Genomic DNA, 25,136 nt, shown 5'->3' with positions numbered 1-25,136 from the left:
GTTTGTCGGCGGACAATCGATAATCTACCACCACGAACAGCGAGTCGCAATTCCGCGGGCACCGGGGGCTTGGCTTATGTCGGTCGAAGTGGTACACGTCGGGCGCCGGATCCGTGTGGAAGTCGATACACTCACCACCGCGGACGGTAAAGCCATCCGCCGGGACGCGATCCGGCACCCGGGCGCGGTCGTCATCCTCCCGGTGCTGGACGCGGAGCGCGTGGTGCTCCTGCGCAACTACCGGTTCGTGATCGGCGACACGCTCTGGGAGGCCCCCGCGGGCACCGTGGAGCCCGATGAGCCGCTTGAAGGGTGCGCGAAGCGTGAGCTGCTCGAGGAAACCGGCTACCGGGCCGCGAAGTGGCGGAGCCTGGGCTTCATTTATGCGTCCCCGGGCGTGATGGACGAGAAGCTGCACCTGTTCATTGCGGAGGACCTCACGCCGGGCGAGGCCCGGCCCGAGCCCGACGAGCAACTGGAACCGGTGGTCGTGAAACTGGACGAAGCGATTCAGATGTGCCTGAACGGGACCATCCGCGACGCCAAAACCATCACGTCGCTGCTGCTGTGGGAACGTCTTTTGCAGGGTCACAAGTCGTAAGTCGGAGAGTCGCAAGTCTCAGGTCGGAGAGTCTCAAGTCTCAAGTCTCAGGTCGGAGAGTCGCAAGTCGCAAGTCGCAAGTCGCAAGTCGCAAGTCGCAAGTCGCAAGTCGCAAGTCGCAAGTCGCAAGTCGCAAGTCGCAAGTCGCAAGTCTCAGGTCAACGGACCGAAGATAAGGCACCTGGCTGCGACTTGGGACTCTCCGACTTGCGACTTGGGACTCTCCGACCTGAGACTTGGGACTCTCCGACTTGCGACTTGCGACTCTCCGACCTGAGACTTGCGACTCTCCGACCTGAGACTTGCGACTCTCCGACCTGAGACTTGCGACTCTCCGACCTGAGACTTTCCGACCTGAGACTTTCCGACCTGCGACTTGAGACTCTCCGACTTGCGACTTGAGACTCGATATTTACGACCTGCACGCCGGTTCTATTTGACTTCCGCCGTTCCGACCGCTTTGCCGTTCTCGATGAACGTGACCTTTTTCGCACCTTCCTTCGGCACGCTCACGACCAGCGGGCTGGCGAAGGTGGCGGTGCCGGCCGGACCGGCGGTCGCCTTATACTGCACGTACACGGTTCCGTCCGTGTCCCGCGTCACCGCTTCCACGGTGTACGTCGTGACCGCGTTGCCCCGCTTCACAACGGCGGCCACGAACTGCTTGTCGAACGCGCCGGCCGGGAGCAGGGCCGGGCGCGGCTTGCCGATCAGCGGCGGGCGCGCGGCGAACACCTTATCGAACCCGTCGGTTCCGGTGAGCGCAAGGTACGACGCGTCGCCCTTGAGGCCCGAGCTGTTCTTCTCGAAGTACGCCTCGTAGTCCGTGTGCGGCACCTTCTCCCCCTTCGCCTCGTCCGCGGCGCGGGCGGGCGCCGCGACGGCAACGAGCGCGACGAACAATGCTGCGCGAATCATAACGCCTCCAGTCGTTTCCAGTTGGTGTAGCACACCCATCCACAGGCCTTTGAGTGTGGTCCGCTCACGCCGTGAGCGGTCGCCCCGGGTGGCGGATTCGCGTGGCGCGCAACGACGGGGCCGGCACACCCGCGGGGCGAGTCGGGGGCGCGGAACGCCCGCTCACGGAGTGAGCGGACCACACTCCAAAACCAGAACCGCGCTGCGCGAACTGAAAACGACTGGCCTCGGGGTGAGCGGGTCAGTTCGGGAGCGGGTTCGGGGCCTGGAACGTTTCGGGCGGCTCGTTCTTCGGCACCACCACCACGCCGGTGTCGGTCACGGTGAACCCGCGCTTCCGGTCGAACTCGGGGTCGTACCCGAGCACCGTGTACGGCGGGAGCTTCACGTCCTTGTCGATGATCGCCTTGCGGATGCGGCAGTACCGGCCCACGTCCACCCCGTCGAGCAGGATGGAGTCCTCCACCACGGCGTAGCTGTTCACCCGCACCCGCGGGGAGAGGATGCTGCGCCGCACGTGCCCGCCGGACACGATCGAGCCGGCGCACACGACGCTGTCGAGCGCCTCGCCGCGGCGGGCGTGCCCGGCCGTGCCCTCGCCGGTGAACACGAACTTCGGCGGCGGGAGCTGCGGCTGGTGCGTGCGGATCGGCCACGTGGCGTCGTACAGGTTCAGCACCGGTTCCACGTTGACCAGGTCCATGTTCGCCTGGTAGTAGGCGTCGAGGGTGCCCACGTCGCGCCAGTACGGGACCGCCTTGCGGTTCTGGTCCAGGAACCGGTGCGCGAGCACCTTCTGCCCGCTCTCGATCATCTGCGGGATGATGTTCTTGCCGAAGTCGTGGTCGCTGTTGGGCTTCGCCGCGTCCTGGCACAGCAGCTCGAACAGCAGCCGCGTTTTGAACACGTAGATGCCCATCGACCCCAGCGCGTGGTGCGCGTCGCCGGGCATCGGGGGGGCGGTCTTCGGCTTCTCCAGGAAGTTCACGACGCGGTCGTCCGCCGCCGTCTGCATGATCCCGAAGTGGCGCACCTCGTCGAGCGGGACCGGGATGCACCCGATGGTCACGTCCGCGCCGCGGTCCACGTGCGCGCGGATCATGTGGCCGTAGTCCATCTTGTAGATGTGGTCGCCGGCCAGGATCAGCACGTGCTCGACGTTCTCGCGCTCCAGCGAGTAAATGTTCTGGTAGATCGCGTCCGCGGTCCCCTTGTACCACGTCTCGTCGATCCGCTGCTGCGGCGGCAGCACCTCGACCAGCTCGCCCAGCTCGGAACTCAGGAACCCCCACCCGTGGCGGATGTGGCGGTCCAGGCTCCGGGACTTGAACTGCGTCAGCACCAGGATGCGGCGCAGCCCGCTGTTGATGCAGTTCGACAGGGTGAAGTCGATGATGCGGTACAGCCCGCCGAACGGGACCGCGGGCTTCGCGCGGTCCCGGGTGAGCGGTTCGAGCCGGGTCCCGCGCCCGCCGGCCAGGATGACGGTCACAACGCCGCGCATGAAACACCCGAGGGAGTGCGGGGGGCGGAATCCGGAACGCAAACAGACAAGGACGGAGAGGTAGGAATCGGTTCGGCTCGCCGGCGTTCACTTCTGCATTCCGAATTCCGCACCCCACATTTCCAATCAGCGGCCGCCGGTCAGGTTCTTCTCGAACATGATGAGGTTGTCGCCGCGGTCGGCGTCCCAGCGGAGGCCGATGATGTCGTACCCGAGTTCGATGGCGAGGTGGAGCATCGGGCGGTGCGCGTTGTGGCACTCCAGCCGGATCGACTCGTAGGCGTGCTGCGCGGCCCAGCTCTGCGCCGCTTCCATGAGCTGCGACCCGATCCCCATGCGGCGGCCGTCCGGCACCACGCCGTAGAACCAGGCGAAAAACACGTCGGGCTTCAGCTCGAACCCGAGGAAGAAGCCCGACGGCTTGTCCTTCACGCGCGCGACCAGTTGCAGCACGTTGTGCCGCCCCAGGTACCGGCGGCGGAACGATTCGATGGTCTTCGTGGGTCGGAAGATCTGGTTGTACAGCTCGACGATGAGCGGGAGCTCTTCCACGCCCACCACGTCGATGATCGCGTCCGCCATACCGGGCTCCAGATTCCAAGGTCCAGGTTCCAGCAACGGCCACCGGGCCTTCAACTCGGCGGCAGGAACCGGGAGCCTGAGACTGACTAAGGACTACCGTCAGAAGTCGTCAGGTCAGCAAGTCATAAAGCCACAAGGCCTTGCCGCTACTGAATTTGTGGCCTTACGACTTTCGACGCGCGGACTTGTGGCCGGAAGTCCTAATTCGGGCGGTACAGGCCGCTGACGATGCTGTCCCAGGACGGCACGTTCCAGGTGGCGATCAGCTCGCGAAGCACCTCGCTGGCGGTGTCCTCTTCGGCGGTTAGCGGGGCCGGTTCCGAGTTGAACTCGTCCGCCTCGTCGTCGCTCTCATCGTCGCGTGTCGGGGCGTCGTTGTCGGCGGTCGCGGCCGGTTCGGTCTCCGCCGCCTCATCGGGCGCCTCGGCCTCCTCGCTTCCGTCCTCGGTCGCGCCGGCGACCACCGCAGAATCGCCCGGAGCACCGCCCTTCCGGCGGCGGCGACGACGGCGGCGGCGCTTGCGCCCCGTGCCGGTGGCCGCGTCCCCTTCGGAACCGGGCTCACCGGCCTCGTCCGCGTCCTCGAACTCGTTATCGGTTTCCGCTTCGGCGGCGTCCGGCACGGGCGCGCCGCTCTCGCTCTCGGGCCGGGCCGGTTCGTCCGGCCCTTCGCTCGCGGGCTTGTCGAGCGCGAACTCCCGGGCCAGCTCGTCCCAGTCGTCGCTACCGTCGTTGGGGTCGTTCATGGGTGGATTTGTCAGTGTGCGCAGGCGGGCCGGGAGTCGGCCCGTGACGGCAACATCTTATCGCGCGACCGCGGCGCCGGAAACGTCGGGCTGTTGTAGTGCCCACGCGCGGGACGGCCGTGCGAGGCTCACTTCGACGACGCGGTCACCGGCCTCGGCCCCGTACCCGTCGGCCAGGGCGCCGGCGGTGTCGCCGTCGGCCAGTTCGTCGCGCGGCACCAGGAACACGTCCGGGTCCCAGCCGCCGGCGGCGCCGAGCTGGTCCGCGAGCAGGCCCCAGGCATCGACGGGCAGCGGCAGCCCCGGGAGCAGCTTTGCGAACAGGTCCGTGACGGCCCGTTCGAGGCACTCACGGGGCGGAAGAACGTAAAAGGTGGCCATTGCGTTCCCTCGCGGTGGTGACGGGAGGGGTATCGGCCGGTGCGACAGCCGCGCGTGTCTCGAATGGGTTGTTCCAACTGTGCCGACGGCTCCGCATTGCGGAACAACCGGCACAGCTTACCATCCGCGCGGGCTACTGTTTGAAAGGGCTTGGGTCAAAAGTCCGATCGAGGGCGTGAATACGGCTTAACCGAATTCAGGCGTGAAACGATCCGAGCGGGGGTTCAGCCGGGCTTTTGGGCCGTGTCACAAGCCGAAGCGTTTCGCTCTGGCCGGACCGGATAGAGAACGAACGGCCCTGACGCCCCGGCCGGTTGGAAGCCCAGATCGTTGCCCAGAGTCACCACCGTTCCGACGATGTGGTCGCTGCCTTCCAGAGCGTAACCCCGCAGGACGTAGGTCGCGGCGGGGTTCTCGACTGTGATCTTGAGTTCAACTCCCTCAGGAAGTTGTATGCCGTCCGGGAACGGGCCGGCTGCCGATGTCACGGTTCCGGTAATCTTGAACTCGATTGTTCCCAGTTTGGCTGCCCCTGTTATCTTCCCGCCGTCCGTTGTCAGTTCCATGATCGCTCGAGGCGCCCACGGGGCGGCGATCAGCGGTAGTCGTTTGATTTCGGGCGGCACCTTCCGGACGACATCGGCAGGAAGTGCGACGAAGCTCTGGTAGTACCACGAGCCGTTGAGCGGTTCCAATGTCTACCTCCGGGTGAGTGCTCACGATCGCCGAACAACGGGCGCGCCGGCCCGGGCGAGCCATCAGAATGGCAAGCTAATAAACGACTAGCAACAACAATAAAGCGGATTATTTGAAGAAGAAATGGTAGCTGAATGGAAGGGGGCGCGACTTCGTGTTCAGAAGACAGATTTTGACAGGATCGACAGGATTCACCGGATGAAGACAGGCCGATTAAAAATCCTGTTCATCCTGTCGATCCTGTCAAAATCGTCTGGGTTCAGCCACCGCGTATTGGTTCTCCCCACCTCTCGCTTCGGCGGCAGTAATGTTACCCAGGGCAAGGATTCATTCCGCTACCAGTTCCAAGGCATCCGAGACGAGGTGTCGGTCGCGCGGGTGCAGCACAGCGCGATTGCGGGCCGGATGCTATTTTACTCGAACTCGAAACCACAGGCCGCGCGGGCGCTTGTCACCAATCGGTGGGAATTAGCGCCTGTTGGCATCAGCCGGCCGCCGCGCGCTCGGCACACTTCCGGTTCAGGTACCGCACCAGCACGGCGGCGTGGGCGAGCGGCTGGGTCGCGTCGTTCGGGTCGCCGTTATCGCCGACGTCGTGGAAGTGCTGCGTGACGCCCGCGAACGCGGCGTCGATGAACGCCCGGATCGGCTCGGGCGGGATGCGGTTCTCGATCACCCATTCGTAGGTCGGGACGTAGATCCGGCGCCGGGCCTCGACCACGCCGAGCAGCTTCGCTCCGAACCGGTGCCCGGACGGCTTGCCGCCGCGCTTCGCACCGGGGCCGCGAAAGTACCGCGGCGCGGTCTGCCCGCGGATCACCTTCAGCCCCTGCCACACGCCCTCGACCGTGTCGCTCGTCTCGCCGGGCGCGCCGGGAACCGGAACGCCGCCGTGAACCCACATCGGGCTAAGCTCGCAGTGCGGCGGCTCCGCGTAGCTGCTCACGTCGTACACCACGCTGCCCGCGGGCAGGTTCTCGACGTGGTACCGCGGCACGAACACGCACCGGGCGAAACGGGTGACACGGGACATCGGCAGCCCTCCCGCACCCCGACACCGTCCGCAACCGCCGGGTTCACCCCTTCGGAAACACCGCGACCGCGCTTCCGGCGGCGAGCACCACGCTGGCGGGTTGTGCCCCGTTCATCGGCGCCCACTCCGGACCGTACAGGGCGGCCCAGTCCACATCGGAGGTGAACTCACGCACCGGGTACACGTCCCACGCGGGGTGGTTCACCTCGTAGCGAATGAGCCTCCCGCCGCGCGAGGTGCCGAACCCCCAGGCGTGTTCCTTGAACCAGTGCTCGGAACTGTCCGGGGCGGGGCGAACGGCGGGCTTCGCGCCGACGGCACACAGCGAGTGAACCCGGCCCTGCCATTTGACCGTGTAATGCGCCGTGAGCGTGTCGGACGAGTCCGTGACGGCCATCGACATGCGGGCCGACCGGTACGGCTCGTTGTAGAGCACGCGGGCGAGGGTCGCGACCGTCCGTTGCGGCACGAACTCGCGGACGAAACACACCCCGCGCTGCCCCTGGTGCGAGACGTAGAACCGCAGGTTCCACTCCGGGAAGTTGCGGAACCCGGGCCAACCGATGCCCAGCACGCGGGTGTCGAGGAACTGAAACCCGACCAGGCTGCCCCAACACGCGCCGTCGCGGCGGTCGAGCTCACACCCCGGCGGCACCAGCGGGCGCAACAGCTCTTCCGGGATCGCGAAGTTCGCGAGGATCAGGTTCTGCCACCGGGCCGTCAGGAACGTGCGGCGCGACATCGTACCTCCGTCCGAGCGGTTCACTTGTGTTTCCACCAGTTCCGCCCCGCAGTTGGGGTCGAAAACTATCAACCGGCCGCTATCAGGCAACGTAACTCGGCGCACGAAGATATGGAGCCGCCCGAAGAGTTATCCGAGTTCGGTGACTCCCCGGAGCGAGCCGCACCGTTCGGAGGTGCGGCCCCGGAATTCCGGAGGAACCGCAACACGGAACGGTCAGACGCTCGGCCCGGTGCCGGGTGGACTTGCCGGACTCCCGGTGCGGTCGGTATTATTCCATTCTTCGGCAATGCACGTTATTTATGCCGGATCTCGCGCGATCTGCCGACGCGCGGCAAGGCCCGGCGGGTGAGTTTGCGGGTCATAGCGTACCAGTTTCTCGCTCCGCGGTGCCGCGGAGTGGGCGGCTATCGGCCCGTGGGAGTCAGACGTGACGGAATCTCTCATCGATCTGCGCGCCCTTTTGGTCGAGCGCGAGGACTTCGAAGGCGGCATGGTCGGTCGGCTCCGCGAGGGGCTGGCGCAGGGCGGCCCGCAGGTCCGGAACCTCAAAGACATCCTCGACACACTCAACAAGCGGCTCGCGGTCGCGGCGCCGCCCCAGCAGAAGAAGGTTCACCTGAAGATCGGGGTGGCCAGCTACTTCCTCGGCCACGTCCGCAGCGCCATCGACCACCTCAACAAGGCCGAAGGCCCGCTGGCGGCGTTCTTCCTGGGCCAGGCGCACGTCGCGCTGGGCCAGTCGCGGCAGTACAGCGAGGACCAGTCCGACACCACCGACCACTACGGCGAGGCCGTGAAGGCGTTCGAGCGGGCCGAGAAGTCCGGCTACGCGGCCCAGCAGGTGCAGCTCCAGCGCGCTGGGGTGCTGCGCCTCCAGGGGCACGTGGGCGAATCCAAGGCCATCCTCACGAAGCTGAAGGACGCCGCCGCCCACAACGCCGAGTACTACTACCAGGAAGGCTCGCTGGCCGAGGCCGAGGGCGACACGCCCCGCGCCGCGAAGTACTACGAGCGGGCCGTCGAACTGGAGCCGCGGCACTCCGCCTCGCTGTTCCGGCTCGGGTTCCTGAACGACCAGCAGGGCAACGACCACGAGGCCATCGGCTACTACGAGCGGTGCCTGAAGTACCCGCCGGTCGGCAAGGGCGTGCTGTACAACCTCGGCGTGCTGTACGAAGACAACGACATGTACGACAAGGCCGCGGACTGCTACCGGCGGCTCGCCAAGGCCGACCCGCGCGACGAGCGCGCGAAGCTGTTCGTGAAGGACTCCGAAGCGTCCCTCACGATGCACTACAGCCCGGAGGACGAGCAGCTCACCCAGGCCAACCGCGTCGTGCTCGAGATCCCGATCACCGACTTCGAGCTGTCGGTGCGGAGCCGCAACTGCCTGAAGCGGATGAACATCCGGACGCTCGGCGACCTCACTCGCGTCACCGAGCCGCAGCTCCTTGCGAGCAAGAACTTCGGCGAGACCTCGCTCGACGAGATCCGCGCCATCATGGTGACGAAGGGGCTGCGGATCGGGCAGTCGCTGGACCAGGGGCAGCAGTACGAGTTCCGGTACCGGCCGCAGCAGAACCTCAGCCCGGAGGAGCAGGCCACGCTCAACAAGCCGGTGAGCGACCTGAACCTCTCGGTCCGCGCCCGCAAGTGCATGAACCGCCTCAACATCGGCACGCTGGGCGAACTCGTCCAGCGCACCGCCGACGAGCTGCTGGAGGCGAAGAACTTCGGCCAGACCTCGCTGACCGAAGTGCGTGAGCGGCTCCAGCAGTTCAACCTGAAGCTCCGCGGGGACTGACCTTTTGAAGTGCGGAATGCGGATTTCGGAACGCGGAATTGAAGACAGAACACGGCACTATGTCCGTCGGTTCGCCTTTCTGCCTTCAATTCCGCGTTCCGAACTCCGCATTCCGCATTCGTTATGGCAATTTCCTTCACGCTCCACGCCACCGACGGCGCCGCCCGCGCCGGGACGGTCCACACCCCGCACGGCGACGTGTCCACGCCGGCGTTCATGCCGGTCGGCACGCAGGGCACCGTCAAGGGGCTCACCCCCGAGATGGTGCGCGACGCCGGCGCGCACATCCTGCTCGGGAACACCTACCACCTCGCGCTGCGCCCGGGCGACGAGATCGTGCGCGACCTGGGCGGGCTCCACACGTTCATGAACTGGAACCGCCCGATCCTCACGGACTCCGGCGGGTTCCAGGTGTTCAGCCTCGCGGGACAGGTGAAGATCACCGACCACGGGGCGAAGTTCAAATCACACATCGACGGCTCCCCGCTCGAGCTCACCCCGGAGCGGGCGGTCGAGATCCAGCAGAACCTGGGCTCCGACATCGCGATGGTGCTCGACGAGTGCCCGCCCGCCGACGGCGCCCCCGAGGTCATCCGCCGCGCGGTGACCCGCAGCATCAAGTGGGCGGAGCGGTGCAAGCGGCACCACTCGCGGCCCGGTCAGGCGCAGTTCGCCATCGTGCAGGGCGGGCTGAACCTCACCCTGCGCGCCGAGTGTGCCCGCGAACTCGTGGCGATGGACTTCCCCGGCTACGCCCTCGGCGGCTTCAGCGTCGGGGAGGCGCCCGAGGCGATGCACGCCGCGCTGCCGGCGTGCGCCGCGTGTCTGCCCGAGAACAAGCCCCGGTACCTGATGGGGGTGGGGCGGCCACAAGACCTGCTCGCGGGCGTCGCTTCGGGCATCGACATGTTCGACTGCGTGATGCCGACCCGCAACGGCCGCAACGCCCTGGCGTTCACCGACGAGGGTCCGGTGCGGTTGCGGAACGCGAAGCACCGGCGAGATCCGAAACCGCTGATGTCCGGTTGCGGCTGTTACTGCTGTGCGAACTACTCGCGGGGTTACCTGCACCACCTGTTCGCCGCCGAGGAGATGCTCGGCCCGACCCTGCTGAGCCTCCATAACATTAGCTTCTACTTGAACTTAATGGCGGACGCCCGGAACGCCATCCGGGCCGGACGGTTCGCCGAGTTCCGGGCCGGCTGCCTTGCCCGGTGGACTCCCGCTTCCTAGACTGAGCGTTCCGATTGTAGCGAATAGGGTTGCCGCCGACCCGCCGGCCGAGACACCATCCATGACGTCGTTGCTTCTGTTCGCCCAAGAGGGACCGGCCCCGCAGCCGCCGGGCGGCTCACTGCTGCCGCTGTTCGTCCTCGGCATGGTGGTGATGTTCCTCATGGTGGTCGTGTTCCCGGCCCAGCGGCGCCAGAAAAAGGAACAGGACAAACTTGTCTCCACGCTCAAGCGGGGGGCCAAGGTGCTGACCAACGCGGGCATCGTCGCCACCGTCGTGTCCGCGACGGACGGAGAGGACGAGATCGTGATCCGCTCCGAAGACACCAAGCTGCGGATCAAGCGGAACGTGGTCGTCCAGATCCTCGGATCGGACGAAGCGGCCAAGTCGTAGACCGGAACCCCGGAGTGCGGAACTCGAACCCGGACCCGCCCGCCGCGATGCGGCGGGCGCAGGGATAGGAAACGGAACGCCATGCAACGGAACTTCATCCGCGGGCTGCTGGTCTGCCTGATCCCGTGCCTCGTGGCCGCGATATTCGTGGTGCGGCCCGAGAAGTACCGGCTCGGCATCGACCTCGCCGGCGGCACCATCCTCGTCTACGAGATCAACCTCGAGCGCACGAAGGCGCGCAAAGAGGTGCAGGGCGAAGCCGGGGCCGCCCCGGCCGCGGCGTCCCAGCCGGGCGCCCGGCCCGAGGGGCTCAGCAGCGAGGACATGAACGCCCTCGCCGCCCAGATCAAGCGCCGCATCGACCCGACCGACATCAAGAACGTGACGGTCCGCCCGAGCGGCAACAGCCGCGTCGAGATCATCCTCCCGACCGGCGGCGCCACCAGCGGCAACCGCGAGAACTTCTCGGCCGAGGGCATTGAGGAGGTGAAGCGGCTCATCTCCCAGATGGGCGTGCTGGAGTTCCGCATCCTCGCCAACGGGATCGACGACCAGGCCGGCCTGATCGCCGCCCGGCAGTTGCTCGAGGGCAAGTCCGCCGGCGAACTCGAGGACCGCGCCCGCAAGGGGCTGCCGCCCGAGGCGCCCGCCGACGAGTTCAACGTGGACATCGGCGAGAGCAAGGCCCGCGTCCGCTACGTGTGGTCCGAGGTCGGGCCGGAGCAGCGGGAGACGCTGGGCCTCAGCAACGCCAGCGAGGGGAGCGGCGGGCTGTGGGGCGTGCTCGCCGGCCAGCGCGACAAGCCGGTCGCGGTGCGCGACAACGCCCCGGCCGACTACGTCAACTGTAGCATGCTCCTGTTCAGCCGCAAGGTCCTCAGTACCGACCAGCTCGCCAAGGAAGATGCAGACGCCACGCGGATCAAAGCCGAGAACCCGGGCAAGACCGAGGCCGAGATCGAGGCCCTGGTGAACCGCAAGAAGTACGAGTACTTCGTGCTCACCCGCGTGTCGCCGGAGGACTCGCTCCGCGTGGGCGGCGAGATCACCATCAGCGCGAGCGCCGGCCAGGACGCCAAGCTGAGCCCGTCCGTCGATTTCCAGTTCAACTCGGCGGGCGGCCAGCAGTTCACCAAGATCACCCGCCGCAACAAGCCCACCGGCAGCACCACCCGCAACCTTGCGATCCTGCTCGACGACCGCGTGGTGTCGGCCCCGACGCTCCAGAACGAGATCGGGAACCGCGGGCAGATCACCGGCAAGTTCGACCGCAAGAGCGTGGACCGGCTGGTCCAGATCCTTAAGAGCGGGGCGCTCTCGGCCGAGCTGCGCGAGAAGCCGGTCAGCGAAAACACCATCGGGCCGACCCTCGGCCAGGACACGATCGTCCGCGGGACCACCGCGGTCGGCGGGGCGTTCCTCGCGGTGCTCGCGTTCATGCTCGTGTACTACCGGTTCGCCGGGCTGGTCGCGTGCGTCGCGCTGTTCGCCAACCTGCTGCTCACCATCGGGTTCATGGTCGCGGTGAACGCCGCGTTCACGCTCCCCGGGCTCGCCGGGCTGGTGCTCACGCTGGGCATGGCGGTGGACGCCAACGTGCTCATCTACGAGCGGCTCCGCGAGGAGCGGAACCGGGGCGCCAACATCGCCACCGCGCTCCGCAACGGGTACGAGCGGGCGTTCCTCACGATCATCGACACCCACCTGACGAGCATCTTCACCGCGATCGTGCTGTACACCTTCGGCAACGACCAGTTGAAGGGGTTCGCGATCAGCCTCACGGTCGGCCTCGTCATCAGCCTCTTCACGTCGCTGTACATGACCCGGCTGATGTTCGACTTCTGGCTGCACCGGAAGTGGCTGACCGACCTGAAGATGATGCAACTGTTCGCCCGGCCCAACTTCCACCCGATGAAGATGCGGTACGTCTTCTTCCCGCTGACCGCGGTGCTGACGGTGGCGGGGCTGGCGGTGTTCGTGGTCCGCGGCGAGGCGGGGCTCAACGTCGACTTCCGCGGCGGCACCGTGTTCGCCAGCAAGCTGAAGGCCGACGAGGAGCGCGGCCTCACCAAGACCGGCGACGGCAAGGACGGGTTCCGCGAGTTGCTCGGCGAAGAGGCCCAGAAGAAGCGCCTCGAGGTGGGGGCGGACCACGATGCGGTCCTCTGGACGAACCGCCCGTCCGGCGACGAGCGGGTGAACGTGTGGAAGTACACCATCACGTACAAGGACGGCACCCGGAGCAAGGTGCGGCTGACGGCCAAGCCGGGCGGCCCGGACGCCACCGAAGACGAGATGCGCGCGGACGTGCGGCAGCGGGCCGGCCAGCTCCCGGACGTGTCGGTGGAGCAGATGTTCCTCTCGGGCGAGAAGTACGAGATGGGCAAGAGCCGGTACTTCACCATTCGCACCACCGAGAAGCAGCGTGATTTGGTGCAGGCCGCGCTCGACCGGCTGCTCGTCAGCGACAAGGGTCAGTCGATCCTCGACGGGGCGACCATGACCCCCGAGCCGGTCACCGGCCCCGTGGTGCTGCTCAACTTCGATAAGCCGACCTCACGCAGCTTCGCCCAGGAGCTGTTCGAACGCGAGTTCAGCGACATCGGGGCCGCGCCCGAGTTCACGCTCACCGGCGTGGGCGAGGGGGCCGAAGGCCGGTTCAAGCAGATGAAGCTCGACGTGTCCCGCAACCAAACGCTCTCGCTGCTGGGGGCGGACCCCAAGACGCCGGGCCTCGATCAGAAGGCCCGCGCGGACCAGTTGAAGGCCCTCCAGGAGATCGTCGCGGGGGCGAAGCGGGCGTTCGACGCCACCCCCGAGCCGGAGCGGCTCGAGGTGTTCGACACCCAGCTCGCGTCCGACACCCGCGAGAAGGCCATGATGGCCATCGTCGCGAGCTGGGTGGCGATCCTGCTGTACCTGTGGTTCCGGTTCGGTAACTGGACGTTCGGCCTCGCGGCGGTGATCTGCCTCGTCCACGACCTGTGTTTCACCATCGGCGCGATCGCCGTGTGCCACTACCTGCACATGATCCCGGGGCTGGACTTCCTGGGCATTGAGGACTTCAAGATCGACCTGACGACGGTCGCCGCTCTGCTCACCCTGGTCGGATACTCGGTGAACGAGATCATCGTGAACTTCGCGCGGCTCCGCGAGGTGCGTGGCAAGAACCCGCAGCTCACCCCGCAGATGATCAACGACAGCGTCAACCAGACGCTGAGCCGCACCATCCTGACCTCGATGACGGTGTTCCTGGCGTCGATCGTGCTGTACGCGTTCGGCGGCGAGGGCGTCCACCTGTTCGCGTTCGTGATGGTGGTCGGCGTGCTGGTGAGCACCTACAGCTCGATCTTCGTGGCCAGCCCGCTCTTGCTGTTCCTCGGCGAGGGCCGGGACGCCTCCGCCACCCCGGACGAGCCCGCCGCGGCCGATAAGGAAGAGGGGACCGCGGCCACGGAAGAAGAAGTGGTCGAAGGCTAGTTCTTTAAGTCTCAGGTCACCAAGTCGCAAGTCGTCAAGCCGAAGACCTCCCATTAAGTGGGTCTTCGACTTGACGACTTGCGACTTGATGACCTGAGACTCAAGCTGCTTGGTAGTGCCTCGTGATCAGGTCGTTCTGAATCCACAGCAGCTTGCCGAACGCGCGAAGGGTTCTTGCCTCGGTGTCGCGCGGCAAATTGAGCCCGAGAACCGTCGCGGTCAGCGCATCGCTGACGAAGCCCATCAGGGCGTTCATCTGAACTAGCGGCACGTTCAAATCCTTGCTCCCGGCCTTCGGGGTGTGCATCTTACCCACCATGTCGAGGTACTCGACCATCTTGGCGTCGTAGGGCCGGGTCACCAGCGCCGCGAGGTAACGCCCCAAGTGCTGCTTACGGAACGTAATCTGTGCGTGATCCATTGTGAGGTGTTCGAGCGTGTCCGGCACGTTGCCGTCGTACCCGTGCTGGCGCGGAAGAAAGTGGCGCCACGTCGCGTCCTGCTGAAACAGCTTATCATACACGGCGTCCACGAGGCCCGGCACCAGCGGCGCCAGCAGCGGGGCGGCGCCGTGAATGGCCGCAATGTCGTCGGGGCCGAACCCCATGAACCCCGCGACGTAGCCGAACCGGTACCCGAGGTCCGATTCCAGCCGCGGTTCGTCGATCTTCGTCATGACTCGCTCCGGGAGAGTGCTCTGCGTGTCACGCCGCGCAGAGAGGAAACAGGAGTCTTTTATCCTATTTTCCGATTGCGGTCCAGTGGGTTATAGTGAAAATGTGTCGGGAGTAATGCACTGACGGGGGCCGCGGATGTTCTCGCGAACGGTGGAGTACGCGCTACGGGCGGTGGTCCATTTGGCCCACGAGGCGCCAAAGGCCCGGACCACGGCGCAGATCGCCGAGGCCACGCAGGTGCCCAAAGACTATTTATCGAAGATCCTTCAAGGACTTGCGAAAAAGGGCATCGTGGACACGCAACGGGGCGTCGGCGGCGGCGTGTCGCTCACCAAGCCCCCTCACGACCTAACGATCCTTGATGTCGTTAACGCGGTGGAACCGATCGAGCGCATCGCCACCTGTCCCCTGAACCTGCCAAACCACGGGCCGAACCTGTGCCCGCTGCACAAGCGCATGGACGCCGCGATGGCGTTGGTGGAGGAGGCGTTCCGCGGCAGCACGCTGGCGGAGGTGCTGGCAGACCCGACCAGCAACAGCGTCCCGCTGTGCGACGGGACCGGAGCGGTGCAAAGCCTTCGCGTGCGAACGAGCGAGTGAAATCTGTTCGGCGCAGGCGAGCGGTTCAACGCCGCAGGTGGGACCGGCGAGGCGGTTCGTCCGACGCCACCGACGTTGCTGGCAGGGCTCCAACGGTTCCTTGCCACGATCAAGGACATGCGCCGGGCCGTCCGATCTCGCCGTCGGTACGGTCGCGGAAGACCGGATCGCACATCGCTCGATACGGTTTCCCATCATGGCTGGAAACATTCGAGACGAATCTCGGCCGCTTGGTCGGTTTGGTTTTCGATGATAAACCAGGACGATCCGGCGGGAACGGTCAGCGACATCTCGAGTACCGGCTCTTTCGAGTCGACCGTCAGCAAAATGTCTGCCTTGTTGCCTTTTTGTCCGCTCTGGAGCGCTTTGTAAGCCCGGTCAGTCACGACCGTCGCGGCGAACGGCCCTGGTGCGGTGATCCGGAACGTGACCGTACCGCCCCGCCGGGACGTGATCTCCCGTGTCCACTCTTTCTTGGCGGGTATCTCTTTCTTTTGATCGAGGAACGCCTTTTTGGTCTCGTTTCCGCCGGCGTTCGCGTTCGCCTTCTGGTCCGCGACCGCACCGCTCGGTTTCGGCTCGCCGGCTGCGTGACCCTCGACCGCCTTCCCGGCCGCGGTCGGCGTGCCCGGCTTGGAACCGCAACCGACCGAAAGAATCATCGCAACAGCAGTTGCCCCGGCACAACGAATCGTCTTGCAAGTCCGCATCAATCGCCACCTCGTTGTCGAATACACCGGCGCTGCCGCTGGCAGTGTATCGCGCGGGGCGCTCAGGGGTTGTGAAGAACAGGTGCGTGCCAACTGCCCGGTGCCGTTTCCGCGGCGGGAGCCGAGCGTGTGCCGGTACATCATCGCATCAATCATGCGGCGCCTGATTCTTTATGAATGCGAATCGCTGGCCAATGAGAGTCGTACATATTGTGAGTGATAATGCAGATGGTCGGCGCGTATATGGATCACCCCATGTGTCGAACTCAAGTAACGTAAGCGTTCACAGTTGATATGGATGTATCTCAATAGCCGACGAGAGCCGGGCTCATCACCGATGGTTGTTATGTCGGGACCGGGATCAGGGTTGGTGGGGTTGCCCCGGTGCGGTGTGCGGTGACGGCGTCGGTAAGGAACGCGAGCACGTTGCGGCCCTGGCGTCGGCACGAGGCCATGACCGTGAGGATCCGCTCCACGAACCGGCTCCCGGTCTCGCTGTCGGTGCCGAAGCTGGTCTTGCGCCAACACACCGCGTGGCGCACCTCGCGCTCGGCCGCGTTGTTGGTGGGCTCGACCCCGGGCACCCGGACGAACGTCCACAGCGACGGCTCGACGGCTAACAACTCGCGGCACACGGCGGCCGTCTTGGGGCACCCGCACCGGGCGCCCCGCTCCAGGTGCGCGCGGACCCGGGCCCGCACCGCGGGAGCGTATACGCGAGCGAACGTGGACCGGGCCAACGTGCCGTCCCGCACCCGGTACCAATGCTCGAACAGTTCGTCCGAACCGGCCAACAGGTCGGTCCCGAGCCCGGACCCCGTGTTGGCCCGATCGACCATCGCCTGGAAGTCCCGTCGCAGATGGGCCCAGCACACCTGCCGCCGGTGCACCGGCAGGTGCGTGTACACCGGGTAGCGGTCCGTCGTGTGCACCTGGGTGGACCCGTCCCGCAGGTCGTCGAATGCGCTCCGGCTCCGGGTCCGGCGGATCAGGAACGCCACCACCAGCGTGGTTACCGCGACCCACAGCCACGCCCGCTGATGCCCCTGCTTCCAGCCCGTCTCGTCCACGTTGGCCGGGTGCCCACGGGTGTACGTGAGGGCCTCATCCGCGATCGGCGCCAGGGCGTGCGCGGTCCGATGCTGGAGCTTGCACACCTGAGCCGGGCTCAGCGGCAGCCCGAACAGGTCCTCGAACAGGCGGCTCACGGCCCGCTTGCCCAGGCGGCACGACCCGGTGAGCATGGCGGACACGGCCTGGGCTCGGGGCCCGTACCCGGTAACCGCGCCTGCGGGCATCGCGGCGGTGGTGGTGGTTCCGCACTGGGGGCATTTGAGCCGGTGGCACCGGTACTCGACCACGTGCGGCCGGATCACCGGGATCTCGTGCACCTGGTGAACGAGCGGGCTCGGATCGTCCCCGGTCAGTGGGTACCGACACCCACGGCACGCGTCCGGCTTGAGGGCGTGCACCTGATCGGGCGGCAGAACGGTGCGTTCGGCTTTGGGATGCCCCGGTTGCCCGCCTCGGCGCTTCCCCGAGGGGCTTTTGGGCGGGGCCGGTTTCACCTGCGGACCATCGGACGACGGGGCTGGGACGAGTTCGACGAGTTCTGATTCAGACGGGCTTCGAGGTCGGTGATCTTCGCCTGGAGAGTCGTGATCGTGGCTTCCAACGCGCGCGCCGTGACTTCCAGCGCGCGAATGTACGCCACCACCGCAGGCGGCATATCACTCGGCAACTCCGGTGCTTGAGGAACGGGTGTCATCGCGTGCGTTCGATTACGGAACACCGGCTCTTGAGACAACCCCGCGCAAAATCGACTCAAAAGGACCGGAAAAATGCACGGCCCGCACCCCGTGAACGGTTACCAAGTAACGGTCAACGGACTTGGCTCGCGCCGTTAAATTACAATCATAAATGTCGATGTGTTGTGATGGGTCTGGTACATATGCGGACTGACGCCGTGCGCCGCCGACTTGTGATTCGACCAGAGAACGACGAGACACCGGCACCGCGTCTTGATGCCCGTTCGTCCCCATCGCGCTTGGGATTCCAGGGCATTGGCCCGAATCGAGTCGTGCGGCCGTGCGGCCCTCATTTGGCAAGCGGGGCGGCCCGGAGGGTCGTTGAGGTGGCCACCGGCAGAACGTGCGGCGGCAACGGGCCGGTGGACGCGATCCCGCGAACGGGGTGACACGAGCGACCCAGGCTTTACCCTCACTCCTCGTTAAACGTTGGCGCCACGCAAAAATTAAAAAAGTTAACTCGCTGGACACGCCGATCAGTTCGTGTAGATTTGGTTATTACCCGAGGCATACTCGCGTCTCGTGGTACAGCCCGTTATCTCCTTCGCTCAACAGTCCAATCTTTTTTACCCTACTCTGCCGGTTCTATACCGGTAGGTCGACCCGCGCCGTCACCCTTCTCCCCTCGACGCGCGGCTCGCGGAGACTCGTTCATGAATCGTTCCTTTTCAAGGAATAGGCGCCGGCGCGCCGGGTTCACGCTGATCGAGCTGTTGGTCGTCATCGCCATCATTGCCATTTTGATCGGGCTCCTTCTGCCCGCCGTGCAGAAGGTGCGCGAGGCCGCGGCCCGCACCCAGTGCATCAACAACCTGAAGCAGATGGGCCTCGCGCTGCACTCGTTCCACGACGCCAACCAAGTGCTCCCGCAGGGCCAGTCGCCGTGGTCGAGCTACAACGTGTCCCCGTACGAGGGGGCGTGGTCATGGCAGGGCTACATCCTGCCGTACATGGAGCAGGACAACGCCTACAAGCAGGCCAAAGCGTGGCAGAACGCGTCGAACACGTACTCGTGGAACAACCCGACCGCGGCCCTGAAGATGAAGCTGTACACGTGCCCGGCCGACTCCCGCGGCCCGGTGTCGTACCCCGGTGCGTCCGCCGGCCTCAACGTCGACCAGGCGCTGACCGGGTACCTGGGGAACTCCGGCACCACCTCCGCGTCCAACGACGGGGTGCTGTACATGGGCTCGAAGGTCACGCTGGTGGGGATCTCGGACGGCACCAGCAACACGCTCCTGGTCGGCGAGCGGCCGCCCAACTCGAACCTGGAGTTCGGGTGGTGGTTCGCGGCCTACGGGTACGACGGCAAGGGCAACGGCGACTGCGTGATGACCTCGAACGACGTCGCCATCGCGAACTACTTCAACAGCAACTACGGCTGTAACACCACGACTATGGCCCAAAAGGTCGGGCTCCAGACGGGTAACCCGAACGTCGGGTGCGACGCGGCTCACTACTGGAGCTTCCACACCGCCGGGGCCCAGTTCCTTATGGCCGACGGGTCGGCCCGGATGATCACCTACGCGAACAACGGCATCCTGCCGGCGCTCTCGACGCGGTCCGGCGGCGAAGTGTTCACTTTGAACTGAGTTCGACCCCTCACGCCGCCCCGTGGCTTCAGACCGCGGGGCGGTATTTCGTTTCCGTATTGCTCCTTTCGAGACGACGTTATGAGGACGGCTCTACTAGTTCTCGTGTGTGTGGTCGGCGTGGCCGGTTTGTCCGGGTGCGGCGGTTCGGACCCGACCCCGGCAGCAGGGGTGAATGCGCCTCCGGTTCAGGACTCCGGAGCCGGGGCCAAGAAGGGCGGCCGCCTCCCAGCCCCGAAAAAGTGAACTTCCGCCGGCCGCAGGTTGCTCGCGGCCGGCGCCCGGTCCTTTCCTCCTTGCGACACCCGCGGGCATATTGCCAACCGGCACCTCATCACGACGCTCTTGCACTTTCGCCGTTGAAGCGCCGAACCAACTCCTTCCACACAACGGGCGAAAACGCGATTCGCCGTGTGCCTCGGCTTGCGCCGCGATACACTCGGGCTCGCCGCATCGGAGCAGGTGGCACGGGCACCGCCCCTGAACAACCGCAGCGGCCCTGATTACGGTTCCCGGAGTCGATATGCGCTCGATCCTGTCCGCACTCGCGCTCGTGGTGCTTGCGGCACCCGCGCTCGCGGCCGACCGGCCGAACATCGTCGTCATGATGACCGACGACCAGCGGCACGACTACATGTCGTGCGCCGGGCATCCGTTCCTGAAAACGCCCAACATGGACCGGATCGCGAAGGAGGGCTTTCGCTACACGAATGCGTTCGTGACGAACGCGCTGTGCGCCCCGAGCCGCGCGACCCTGATGACCGGTCAGTACTCGCACCTCAACGGCGTCCGCGACAACATGGGCACGACGCTCAACCCCAACGCCCCGTGGCTCCCCGACGAGTTGCGGAAACTCGGCTACGAGGTGGCGTTCTGCGGGAAGTCGCACGTTCCGGGGCACTTTCGCGACAAGACGTGGGACTACTACTTCGGCTTCCAGGGGCAGGGCAACTACCTGAAGCCCTTGATCGCGGAGAGCGGGCCGGACGGGAAAATCGGCCCCGACAAACCTTACGACGGCTGGATCGACGATGTCGTCACCGACAAGGCGCTCGCGTGGGTGAAGAAGCCGCGGGCCAAGCCGTTCGCGCTGTTCCTGTTCTTCAAATCGCCGCACCGGGCGTGGCAGCCGGCGGCGCGGCACAAGGAGTTGTACGCCGGCGCGGCGGTGAAAAGGCCGGCCCTCTGGGACGACCCGGGGCAGGGCAAGCCGCGGGCGTTCCTCCAGGCCGCCAACATGATCGGGCAGTACCCGGACACCAAGGACTACGACGGCATGATCCGCGACTACGCGCGGTGCATCACCGGCGTGGACGACAACGTCGGCAAAGTGCTGAACACGCTGGACGAGCAGAAGATCGCGGACACCACCGCGGTGATGTACACCTCCGACAACGGCTTCTTCCTGGGCGAGTGGCAGCGGTTCGACAAGCGGTTCATGCACGAGCCGTCGGTCCGCGTGCCGCTGCTTCTGAAGGTCCCCAAGGCGCTGGCGAAGGAATGTGTTCCGCCCGGCTCCCAACCAAGCGCAATGGTGATTAACCCCGACATCGCGCCGACGGTGCTGGAGTTGGCGGGCGGGGCGCCGCCGAAGGCGATGCAGGGGCGGAGTATCCTGCCGTTCGCGCGAGCCACCCCGGCGGGACCGCTGCCGCCAGAAATGGCCCCGCGCGAGGCGTGGTACTACGAGTACTTCGAGTTCCCGGACCCGTCGCACAACGTGGAGAAGCAGCGCGGCGTCCGCACCACGAAGTGGAAGCTGATCCACTACTACGACCCGCCGTTCAAGTTCAAGGACGCCTACGAGCTGTACGACCTGGAGAAAGACCCCGAGGAGCGGGTGAACCTCGCGAACCGGCCGGCGTTCCAGGGGACGGTGAAGGAGCTTCAGGAGAAGATGGCGGCGCTGCGCAAGGAACTCGGCTCGACCGACGCGAAGTGACGCCGCGTGGCGTGGTTCTGGCGCGGAAGGCGATTCGCCTTGGCTATATCTTTGTGGCACAGACATTCCTGTCTGTGCGGCGCGACAAGGTTGCACAGACAGATCTGTGTCACAAGAAACAGGCACTACCAGCCGGATCACGTAGCTTGGTGGTTTGACAACCCACGGTCGAACCGCCCGTGTCCGCGGGCACACACAACTCTTTCGCCGCCTGCGCGTCGCGGTTGACACGGCTTCCGCAGAAGTGGTAGAACCCCCCGTCTGCACCGAAGGATCGACCCCGAACGCAGGAAGCGCTCATGTCGCAGGTGCGCACCGCACCGTTCGAACCCCGCGTCGCCCGCCCGGCCGTGCCGGACGGGCCGGACGTGTCGGTGTGCATCGCCAACTGGAACTGCATCGAACTGCTGCGGCGCTGTCTTCAGTCGCTGTTCGAACAGGACCAGGGCGCCCGGTTCGAGGTGATTATTGCCGACAACGCGTCCACCGACGGAGCGGCCGACATGGTCGCCGCCGAGTTCCCGGACGTGGTCCTGATCCGCAACGCCGAGAACTACGGCTTCGCGCGCGCCAGCAACCAGGCCGCCGCGGTCGCGACCGGCCGGTTCTTGTTCTTCCTGAACAACGACACCCTCGTTCCCGAACACACCCTCCGGCGGTTCCTGGACCTCGCGGAGGCGAACCCCGGTGCGGGCATGTTCGGCCCGCGGCTGCGCGGCGCCGACGGCGAGTTTCAGATCTCGTACCGGCGCCGCCCGACGCTCGCCGCGCTGCTGCACCGGATCGCCCTGTTGCGCTGGACCGGGCTGTTCCGCCGCGCATACTACGAATACCGCCGCGACACGTTCGACCCCATGAAGGCGCGCGAGGTCGAGGTGCTGATGGGGGCCGCGGTGTTCCTCTCCCGCACGGTGTTCGACCGGGTCGGGCGGTGGGACGAGGCCTACTGGTTCGGGGTCGAGGACATCGACCTGTCCACGCAGGTGAGCCGGTTCGGGCCGGTGCTGTACGCCGCGAGCGTGGAAATCGTTCACTACGGGCGCGCGGCGGGCCGCACCAACATCAACTTCGCGGCCCCGAACGTGGCGATCGGCTACGTGCATTACTTCCGCAAGTGCGGCACCGGCCCGCTCGCGCTCTTCGCGTACAAGGCCCTGGTGACCATCGACGCCCCGCTTCAACTCACCCAGAAGCTCGTCGAGGCGGTCTGGCGGCGGGCCACCGGGCAGCGGGCGAAGGCGCACAACAGTCTGGTCGCGGCCCGCGGGCTGTGGGCGTTCCTGCGCCGCGAGCTGCTCCGTTTTTGGAAGGCGTGACATGCGTACCCGCGACCTGCTGCGGTTCGTCCCCGGGCTGTCGAAACTCGCCCACGCGCTGACCGCTCGGGAGCGCGAGAACCGGCTACTCACCGAAGAATGCTGGCGGCTCGCGGGCGAGAACCACCGGCTGAAGGCCCGCTCCGGCGCCCGCCCGGCCCGTACCGAACCGGGCGCCGCGCCCCCGCTCCCGCCCGAGGTGCTGCGGCTGATGGTCGCGGGGACCGGCGACGCGGAGTGGTTCCTCACCGCCGGCAAGCGCGCCGCCGATTCGCTCGCGGCGCTGCTGGCGCGCAACGGCGTGGCGCTTGAAGAATGTGAGGCGGTCCTCGACTTCGGGTGCGGGTGCGGGCGCGTGCTCCGGCACCTGACGCACCTGCCCGCGGCGCTGCACGGGTGCGACTCGAACCCGGTGGGGGTGGAGTGGTGCGCCGAGCACCTCCCGACCGCCCGGTTCGCGGTGAACGCGCTGGAATCGTCGCTCGATTACGACGCCGGCTCGTTCGATGTCGCCTACGCGCTCTCAGTGCTGACGCACCTGCCGCAGCCGCTTCAGTTCCACTGGATGCGCGAGCTGCGCCGCGTGCTGAAGCCGGGCGGGTTGCTGGTGGTCTCGCTGCACGGCGACGCGCTGGTCGGGAAGTTGAACCGGGCCGAACGCGCCGATTACCGGGCGGGGCGGCTGGTGGTACGTTCTGGGGAACTGGCGGGAACGAATCACTGCGCTGTGTTCCACCCGCCGGCGTTCGTGCGCGGGGTGCTGGCCGACGGGTTCGAGGTGCTGGAACACGCTCGCGAGGGCGCGAAGGGGAACCCGCCGCAAGACGCGTGGGTGCTACGCCGGAAGTGACGGCCGGAAATCGGGCCGAGAGCGGTAAAGATGGGCGGTCGGCGGGCGTATAACTCGGTGCACGGCCGCACCGGCCGGCTCACGACCCCGGGGCGGTCCCGATGGCGCCGTTACTGCGAATTCTCTGCACGTTCTTGCTCGGGCTGCTCCTGGCGGCCGCGCCGGCACCGGCGTTCGGCGGCGAGCCCGACGGTGCCGAGCCGCAAGAGGTGACTCGCCCGGACGCCCCGGCGGTTTCCGCGGCCACAGATCACGTCGCGCGGCCCCGCGCGATCGTCCCGCTCCCCCTCTTCACGGTCCGGCCTCCGGCCGACCGATCCCATAACGAACCCGTCCGTACACACGTCCGGCACTGCGTCTGGCGCGAGTAGCGTTCGCCCCCACCCCCGCTCTATTCGTTATGACCCGAACTCTTACCCGCGCACCGCCGGCGCGTGTCGCGCTGGTGTGCGCCCCACACCAGGAACAAGAGCCATGCGCAAATACGACCGCCGCTACGTTCACCGAATGACGCGATCCGATGCCGCCCGGGCGCTTCTGCCGAACCCGTTCACCCGGGTCGAGTTGCCGCCACCGGCGCCCCCGCAAACCCGTGTGCCGGGCGTCACAGGGCCGCTCAACGCGAGTCACGCACCCGGCACCGGTTCGCCCCCCGCTCGCTGAGCCCGGCGTCACGGGGTTCCTGCATCGGCCCCTGCCGGTTCGGGAGCCCCGCCGGCCGTCGGGCCGCGCCCCGGAGCCGCGGCCCACGCCGCGAGGTAAGCCCCCAACACCGGGGCTTCGGCGACTTTCGTGCTGAGAAGCGCCTTCGCGCCGGCGACCAGCGCGGCCTCCTGGTCGGAGGTGATGTCGCCGGTCATCACGCGGGTGCGGAGGAACACGAAGTAGGTGTCGAGGGCGTCGCACAGGCACCGGTCGTTGATCCCCGCAATTCCGTCGGCCGGCGCTGAGAACAGGCGGCCCGGCGTGCCGATCAGCTTCGCCAGCACGTCGAGACCGCCGGCCAGTTTGTACGCGCCGGAGTTGGTGAGCCAGTCCGACAGGTCGATCGGCCCCCGGTACCGGTCGCGCGCGAGGTAGTAGTCGCGGGCCTGAATTCCGTACCGGAACGCCGCCAACTCCAACAGGGGCAGATCGAACGCCCGGCCGTTGAACGTGACGAGCCGGGCGTTGTAGTGCGTCACCCCGAACCAGAACTGGTTCACGATCTCCCGCGGCCGGAAGTGCGGCGCGTCGAGGCACTTGAAGTTGAGCAGGGTGAAATCCGGGGCCACCCGGAGCACGCACACCGCCACCGGCGTCTGGAAGCTCACCGGGATGGGCTCGTTCGACTCCTGGGCGCGCCGGAGGGCGTCTTCGGGCGCGAGGTCTTCGCCCGGGTGCCGTACCGATGCCAGCAACTTCCCGTCGGGCACGCTCGCCCCGGCCACCACCAGGAACGCCGTGCGCGTGCCTGCTTCCGGTACCGTCGGGCGCAGGTTGGTTTCGGCCAGCGTCATAATGGTCACACCTCGACAGCAGTTC

The 25,136-nt window shown here is 66.5% G+C and carries 22 protein-coding genes and 1 pseudogene; 11 read left to right on the top strand and 12 right to left on the bottom strand.

Features of this window, described 5'->3' with window-relative positions; genetic code table 11:
* Positions 1 to 76: 76 nt before the first annotated feature.
* Entirely contained in the window at positions 77 to 601 is a 525-nt protein-coding gene (locus tag R5W23_RS06200) for an NUDIX hydrolase (protein ID WP_320685583.1), read from the top strand.
* Positions 602 to 1,033: 432 nt separating this feature from the next.
* On the opposite strand, the gene R5W23_RS06195 is transcribed toward R5W23_RS06200, so the two are convergent.
* The 8 genes from R5W23_RS06195 to R5W23_RS06160 all read right to left on the bottom strand — a co-directional run bounded on the left by R5W23_RS06195 (position 1,034) and on the right by R5W23_RS06160 (position 7,203).
* Complete coding sequence (locus tag R5W23_RS06195; protein WP_320685582.1) at positions 1,034 to 1,519, bottom strand: hypothetical protein; 486 nt, start codon at positions 1,517 to 1,519, stop codon at positions 1,034 to 1,036.
* A gap of 241 nt (positions 1,520 to 1,760) precedes the next feature.
* Complete coding sequence (gene glgC, locus R5W23_RS06190; protein ID WP_261187211.1) at positions 1,761 to 3,023, bottom strand: glucose-1-phosphate adenylyltransferase; 1,263 nt, start codon at positions 3,021 to 3,023, stop codon at positions 1,761 to 1,763.
* A gap of 126 nt (positions 3,024 to 3,149) precedes the next feature.
* Entirely contained in the window at positions 3,150 to 3,605 is a 456-nt protein-coding gene (locus tag R5W23_RS06185) for a GNAT family N-acetyltransferase (RefSeq protein WP_261187210.1), read from the bottom strand.
* 200 nt (positions 3,606 to 3,805) lie between these two features.
* Positions 3,806 to 4,351 (bottom strand): hypothetical protein, encoded by a 546-nt coding sequence (locus R5W23_RS06180; protein ID WP_320685581.1) that lies wholly within the window; start codon positions 4,349 to 4,351, stop codon positions 3,806 to 3,808.
* Between the two features lie 57 nt (positions 4,352 to 4,408).
* On the bottom strand, positions 4,409 to 4,732 hold the full coding sequence (locus tag R5W23_RS06175; protein WP_320685580.1) for a hypothetical protein: 324 nt from the start codon (positions 4,730 to 4,732) through the stop codon (positions 4,409 to 4,411).
* A 224-nt stretch (positions 4,733 to 4,956) separates the two neighbouring features.
* Positions 4,957 to 5,427 carry a hypothetical protein gene (locus R5W23_RS06170; RefSeq protein ID WP_320685579.1) on the bottom strand — a complete coding sequence of 157 codons (471 nt, stop codon included), beginning with the start codon at positions 5,425 to 5,427 and terminating at the stop codon, positions 4,957 to 4,959.
* Positions 5,428 to 5,912: 485 nt separating this feature from the next.
* On the bottom strand, positions 5,913 to 6,461 hold the full coding sequence (locus R5W23_RS06165) for a DUF6939 family protein (RefSeq protein ID WP_320685578.1): 549 nt from the start codon (positions 6,459 to 6,461) through the stop codon (positions 5,913 to 5,915).
* Between the two features lie 43 nt (positions 6,462 to 6,504).
* Complete coding sequence (locus R5W23_RS06160) at positions 6,505 to 7,203, bottom strand: YqjF family protein (protein ID WP_320685577.1); 699 nt, start codon at positions 7,201 to 7,203, stop codon at positions 6,505 to 6,507.
* Positions 7,204 to 7,633: 430 nt separating this feature from the next.
* On the opposite strand from R5W23_RS06160, the gene R5W23_RS06155 reads away from it, so the two are divergent.
* The 4 genes from R5W23_RS06155 to secD all read left to right on the top strand — a co-directional run bounded on the left by R5W23_RS06155 (position 7,634) and on the right by secD (position 14,117).
* Positions 7,634 to 9,010 (top strand): DNA-directed RNA polymerase subunit alpha C-terminal domain-containing protein, encoded by a 1,377-nt coding sequence (locus R5W23_RS06155; protein ID WP_261187204.1) that lies wholly within the window; start codon positions 7,634 to 7,636, stop codon positions 9,008 to 9,010.
* Positions 9,011 to 9,133: 123 nt separating this feature from the next.
* Positions 9,134 to 10,243, top strand: a complete 1,110-nt coding sequence (gene tgt / locus R5W23_RS06150) for a tRNA guanosine(34) transglycosylase Tgt (RefSeq protein WP_320685576.1) — start codon at positions 9,134 to 9,136, stop codon at positions 10,241 to 10,243.
* 61 nt (positions 10,244 to 10,304) lie between these two features.
* Positions 10,305 to 10,637 (top strand): preprotein translocase subunit YajC, encoded by a 333-nt coding sequence (yajC, locus tag R5W23_RS06145; RefSeq protein WP_261187202.1) that lies wholly within the window; start codon positions 10,305 to 10,307, stop codon positions 10,635 to 10,637.
* Between the two features lie 81 nt (positions 10,638 to 10,718).
* Positions 10,719 to 14,117 carry a protein translocase subunit SecD gene (gene secD / locus R5W23_RS06140; protein ID WP_320685575.1) on the top strand — a complete coding sequence of 1,133 codons (3,399 nt, stop codon included), beginning with the start codon at positions 10,719 to 10,721 and terminating at the stop codon, positions 14,115 to 14,117.
* A 100-nt stretch (positions 14,118 to 14,217) separates the two neighbouring features.
* On the opposite strand, the gene R5W23_RS06135 is transcribed toward secD, so the two are convergent.
* Positions 14,218 to 14,793 (bottom strand): protoglobin family protein, encoded by a 576-nt coding sequence (locus tag R5W23_RS06135; protein WP_320685574.1) that lies wholly within the window; start codon positions 14,791 to 14,793, stop codon positions 14,218 to 14,220.
* 136 nt (positions 14,794 to 14,929) lie between these two features.
* On the opposite strand from R5W23_RS06135, the gene R5W23_RS06130 reads away from it, so the two are divergent.
* Positions 14,930 to 15,394 carry an RrF2 family transcriptional regulator gene (locus tag R5W23_RS06130; RefSeq protein WP_261187199.1) on the top strand — a complete coding sequence of 155 codons (465 nt, stop codon included), beginning with the start codon at positions 14,930 to 14,932 and terminating at the stop codon, positions 15,392 to 15,394.
* A 194-nt stretch (positions 15,395 to 15,588) separates the two neighbouring features.
* Here R5W23_RS06130 and R5W23_RS06125 read toward each other — a convergent pair whose 3' ends face one another.
* Both R5W23_RS06125 and tnpC read right to left on the bottom strand, forming a co-directional pair.
* Positions 15,589 to 16,245 (bottom strand): hypothetical protein, encoded by a 657-nt coding sequence (locus R5W23_RS06125; protein WP_320685573.1) that lies wholly within the window; start codon positions 16,243 to 16,245, stop codon positions 15,589 to 15,591.
* Positions 16,246 to 16,448: 203 nt separating this feature from the next.
* Positions 16,449 to 17,872: pseudogene (tnpC, locus tag R5W23_RS06120) on the bottom strand (IS66 family transposase).
* A 693-nt stretch (positions 17,873 to 18,565) separates the two neighbouring features.
* Here tnpC and R5W23_RS06115 point away from each other — a divergent pair.
* From R5W23_RS06115 to R5W23_RS06095, 5 genes are all read left to right on the top strand, one after another.
* A complete protein-coding gene (locus R5W23_RS06115) occupies positions 18,566 to 19,504 on the top strand; it encodes a DUF1559 domain-containing protein (protein ID WP_320685572.1) in 939 nt (312 codons plus the stop codon).
* A gap of 523 nt (positions 19,505 to 20,027) precedes the next feature.
* Entirely contained in the window at positions 20,028 to 21,446 is a 1,419-nt protein-coding gene (locus R5W23_RS06110) for a sulfatase family protein (RefSeq protein ID WP_320685571.1), read from the top strand.
* Between the two features lie 299 nt (positions 21,447 to 21,745).
* The gene (locus tag R5W23_RS06105; RefSeq protein ID WP_320685570.1) at positions 21,746 to 22,762 is read left to right on the top strand and encodes a glycosyltransferase family 2 protein; all 1,017 of its coding nucleotides are present in this window, start codon (positions 21,746 to 21,748) and stop codon (positions 22,760 to 22,762) included.
* 1 nt (position 22,763) lies between these two features.
* Positions 22,764 to 23,612, top strand: coding sequence for a class I SAM-dependent methyltransferase (locus R5W23_RS06100; protein ID WP_320685569.1), 849 nt, complete (start codon positions 22,764 to 22,766; stop codon positions 23,610 to 23,612).
* A gap of 101 nt (positions 23,613 to 23,713) precedes the next feature.
* Positions 23,714 to 23,983, top strand: coding sequence for a hypothetical protein (locus R5W23_RS06095; RefSeq protein WP_320685568.1), 270 nt, complete (start codon positions 23,714 to 23,716; stop codon positions 23,981 to 23,983).
* 300 nt (positions 23,984 to 24,283) lie between these two features.
* Here R5W23_RS06095 and R5W23_RS06090 read toward each other — a convergent pair whose 3' ends face one another.
* Positions 24,284 to 25,111, bottom strand: coding sequence for a hypothetical protein (locus tag R5W23_RS06090; RefSeq protein WP_320685567.1), 828 nt, complete (start codon positions 25,109 to 25,111; stop codon positions 24,284 to 24,286).
* Positions 25,112 to 25,136 lie beyond the last annotated feature (25 nt).

The organism is Gemmata algarum (assembly GCF_034097035.1).
GTDB lineage: Bacteria > Planctomycetota > Planctomycetia > Gemmatales > Gemmataceae > Gemmata > Gemmata algarum.
The sequence above is the reverse complement of the archived record's forward strand: the minus strand, read 5'-3'. Positions and strand labels throughout refer to the sequence as shown.

Bases quoted from the DNA above. Each gene is read 5' to 3' on its own strand.
- R5W23_RS06200 (WP_320685583.1), top strand. From the start codon at position 77: ATGTCGGTCGAAGTGGTACACGTCGGGCGCCGGATCCGTGTGGAAGTC.
- R5W23_RS06195 (WP_320685582.1), bottom strand. From the start codon at position 1,519: ATGATTCGCGCAGCATTGTTCGTCGCGCTCGTTGCCGTCGCGGCGCCC.
- glgC (WP_261187211.1), bottom strand. From the start codon at position 3,023: ATGCGCGGCGTTGTGACCGTCATCCTGGCCGGCGGGCGCGGGACCCGG.
- R5W23_RS06185 (WP_261187210.1), bottom strand. From the start codon at position 3,605: ATGGCGGACGCGATCATCGACGTGGTGGGCGTGGAAGAGCTCCCGCTC.
- R5W23_RS06180 (WP_320685581.1), bottom strand. From the start codon at position 4,351: ATGAACGACCCCAACGACGGTAGCGACGACTGGGACGAGCTGGCCCGG.
- R5W23_RS06175 (WP_320685580.1), bottom strand. From the start codon at position 4,732: ATGGCCACCTTTTACGTTCTTCCGCCCCGTGAGTGCCTCGAACGGGCC.
- R5W23_RS06165 (WP_320685578.1), bottom strand. From the start codon at position 6,461: ATGTCCCGTGTCACCCGTTTCGCCCGGTGCGTGTTCGTGCCGCGGTAC.
- R5W23_RS06160 (WP_320685577.1), bottom strand. From the start codon at position 7,203: ATGTCGCGCCGCACGTTCCTGACGGCCCGGTGGCAGAACCTGATCCTC.
- tgt (WP_320685576.1), top strand. From the start codon at position 9,134: ATGGCAATTTCCTTCACGCTCCACGCCACCGACGGCGCCGCCCGCGCC.
- yajC (WP_261187202.1), top strand. From the start codon at position 10,305: ATGACGTCGTTGCTTCTGTTCGCCCAAGAGGGACCGGCCCCGCAGCCG.
- secD (WP_320685575.1), top strand. From the start codon at position 10,719: ATGCAACGGAACTTCATCCGCGGGCTGCTGGTCTGCCTGATCCCGTGC.
- R5W23_RS06135 (WP_320685574.1), bottom strand. From the start codon at position 14,793: ATGACGAAGATCGACGAACCGCGGCTGGAATCGGACCTCGGGTACCGG.
- R5W23_RS06130 (WP_261187199.1), top strand. From the start codon at position 14,930: ATGTTCTCGCGAACGGTGGAGTACGCGCTACGGGCGGTGGTCCATTTG.
- R5W23_RS06125 (WP_320685573.1), bottom strand. From the start codon at position 16,245: ATGTACCGGCACACGCTCGGCTCCCGCCGCGGAAACGGCACCGGGCAG.
- R5W23_RS06115 (WP_320685572.1), top strand. From the start codon at position 18,566: ATGAATCGTTCCTTTTCAAGGAATAGGCGCCGGCGCGCCGGGTTCACG.
- R5W23_RS06110 (WP_320685571.1), top strand. From the start codon at position 20,028: ATGCGCTCGATCCTGTCCGCACTCGCGCTCGTGGTGCTTGCGGCACCC.
- R5W23_RS06105 (WP_320685570.1), top strand. From the start codon at position 21,746: ATGTCGCAGGTGCGCACCGCACCGTTCGAACCCCGCGTCGCCCGCCCG.
- R5W23_RS06100 (WP_320685569.1), top strand. From the start codon at position 22,764: ATGCGTACCCGCGACCTGCTGCGGTTCGTCCCCGGGCTGTCGAAACTC.
- R5W23_RS06095 (WP_320685568.1), top strand. From the start codon at position 23,714: ATGGCGCCGTTACTGCGAATTCTCTGCACGTTCTTGCTCGGGCTGCTC.
- R5W23_RS06090 (WP_320685567.1), bottom strand. From the start codon at position 25,111: ATGACGCTGGCCGAAACCAACCTGCGCCCGACGGTACCGGAAGCAGGC.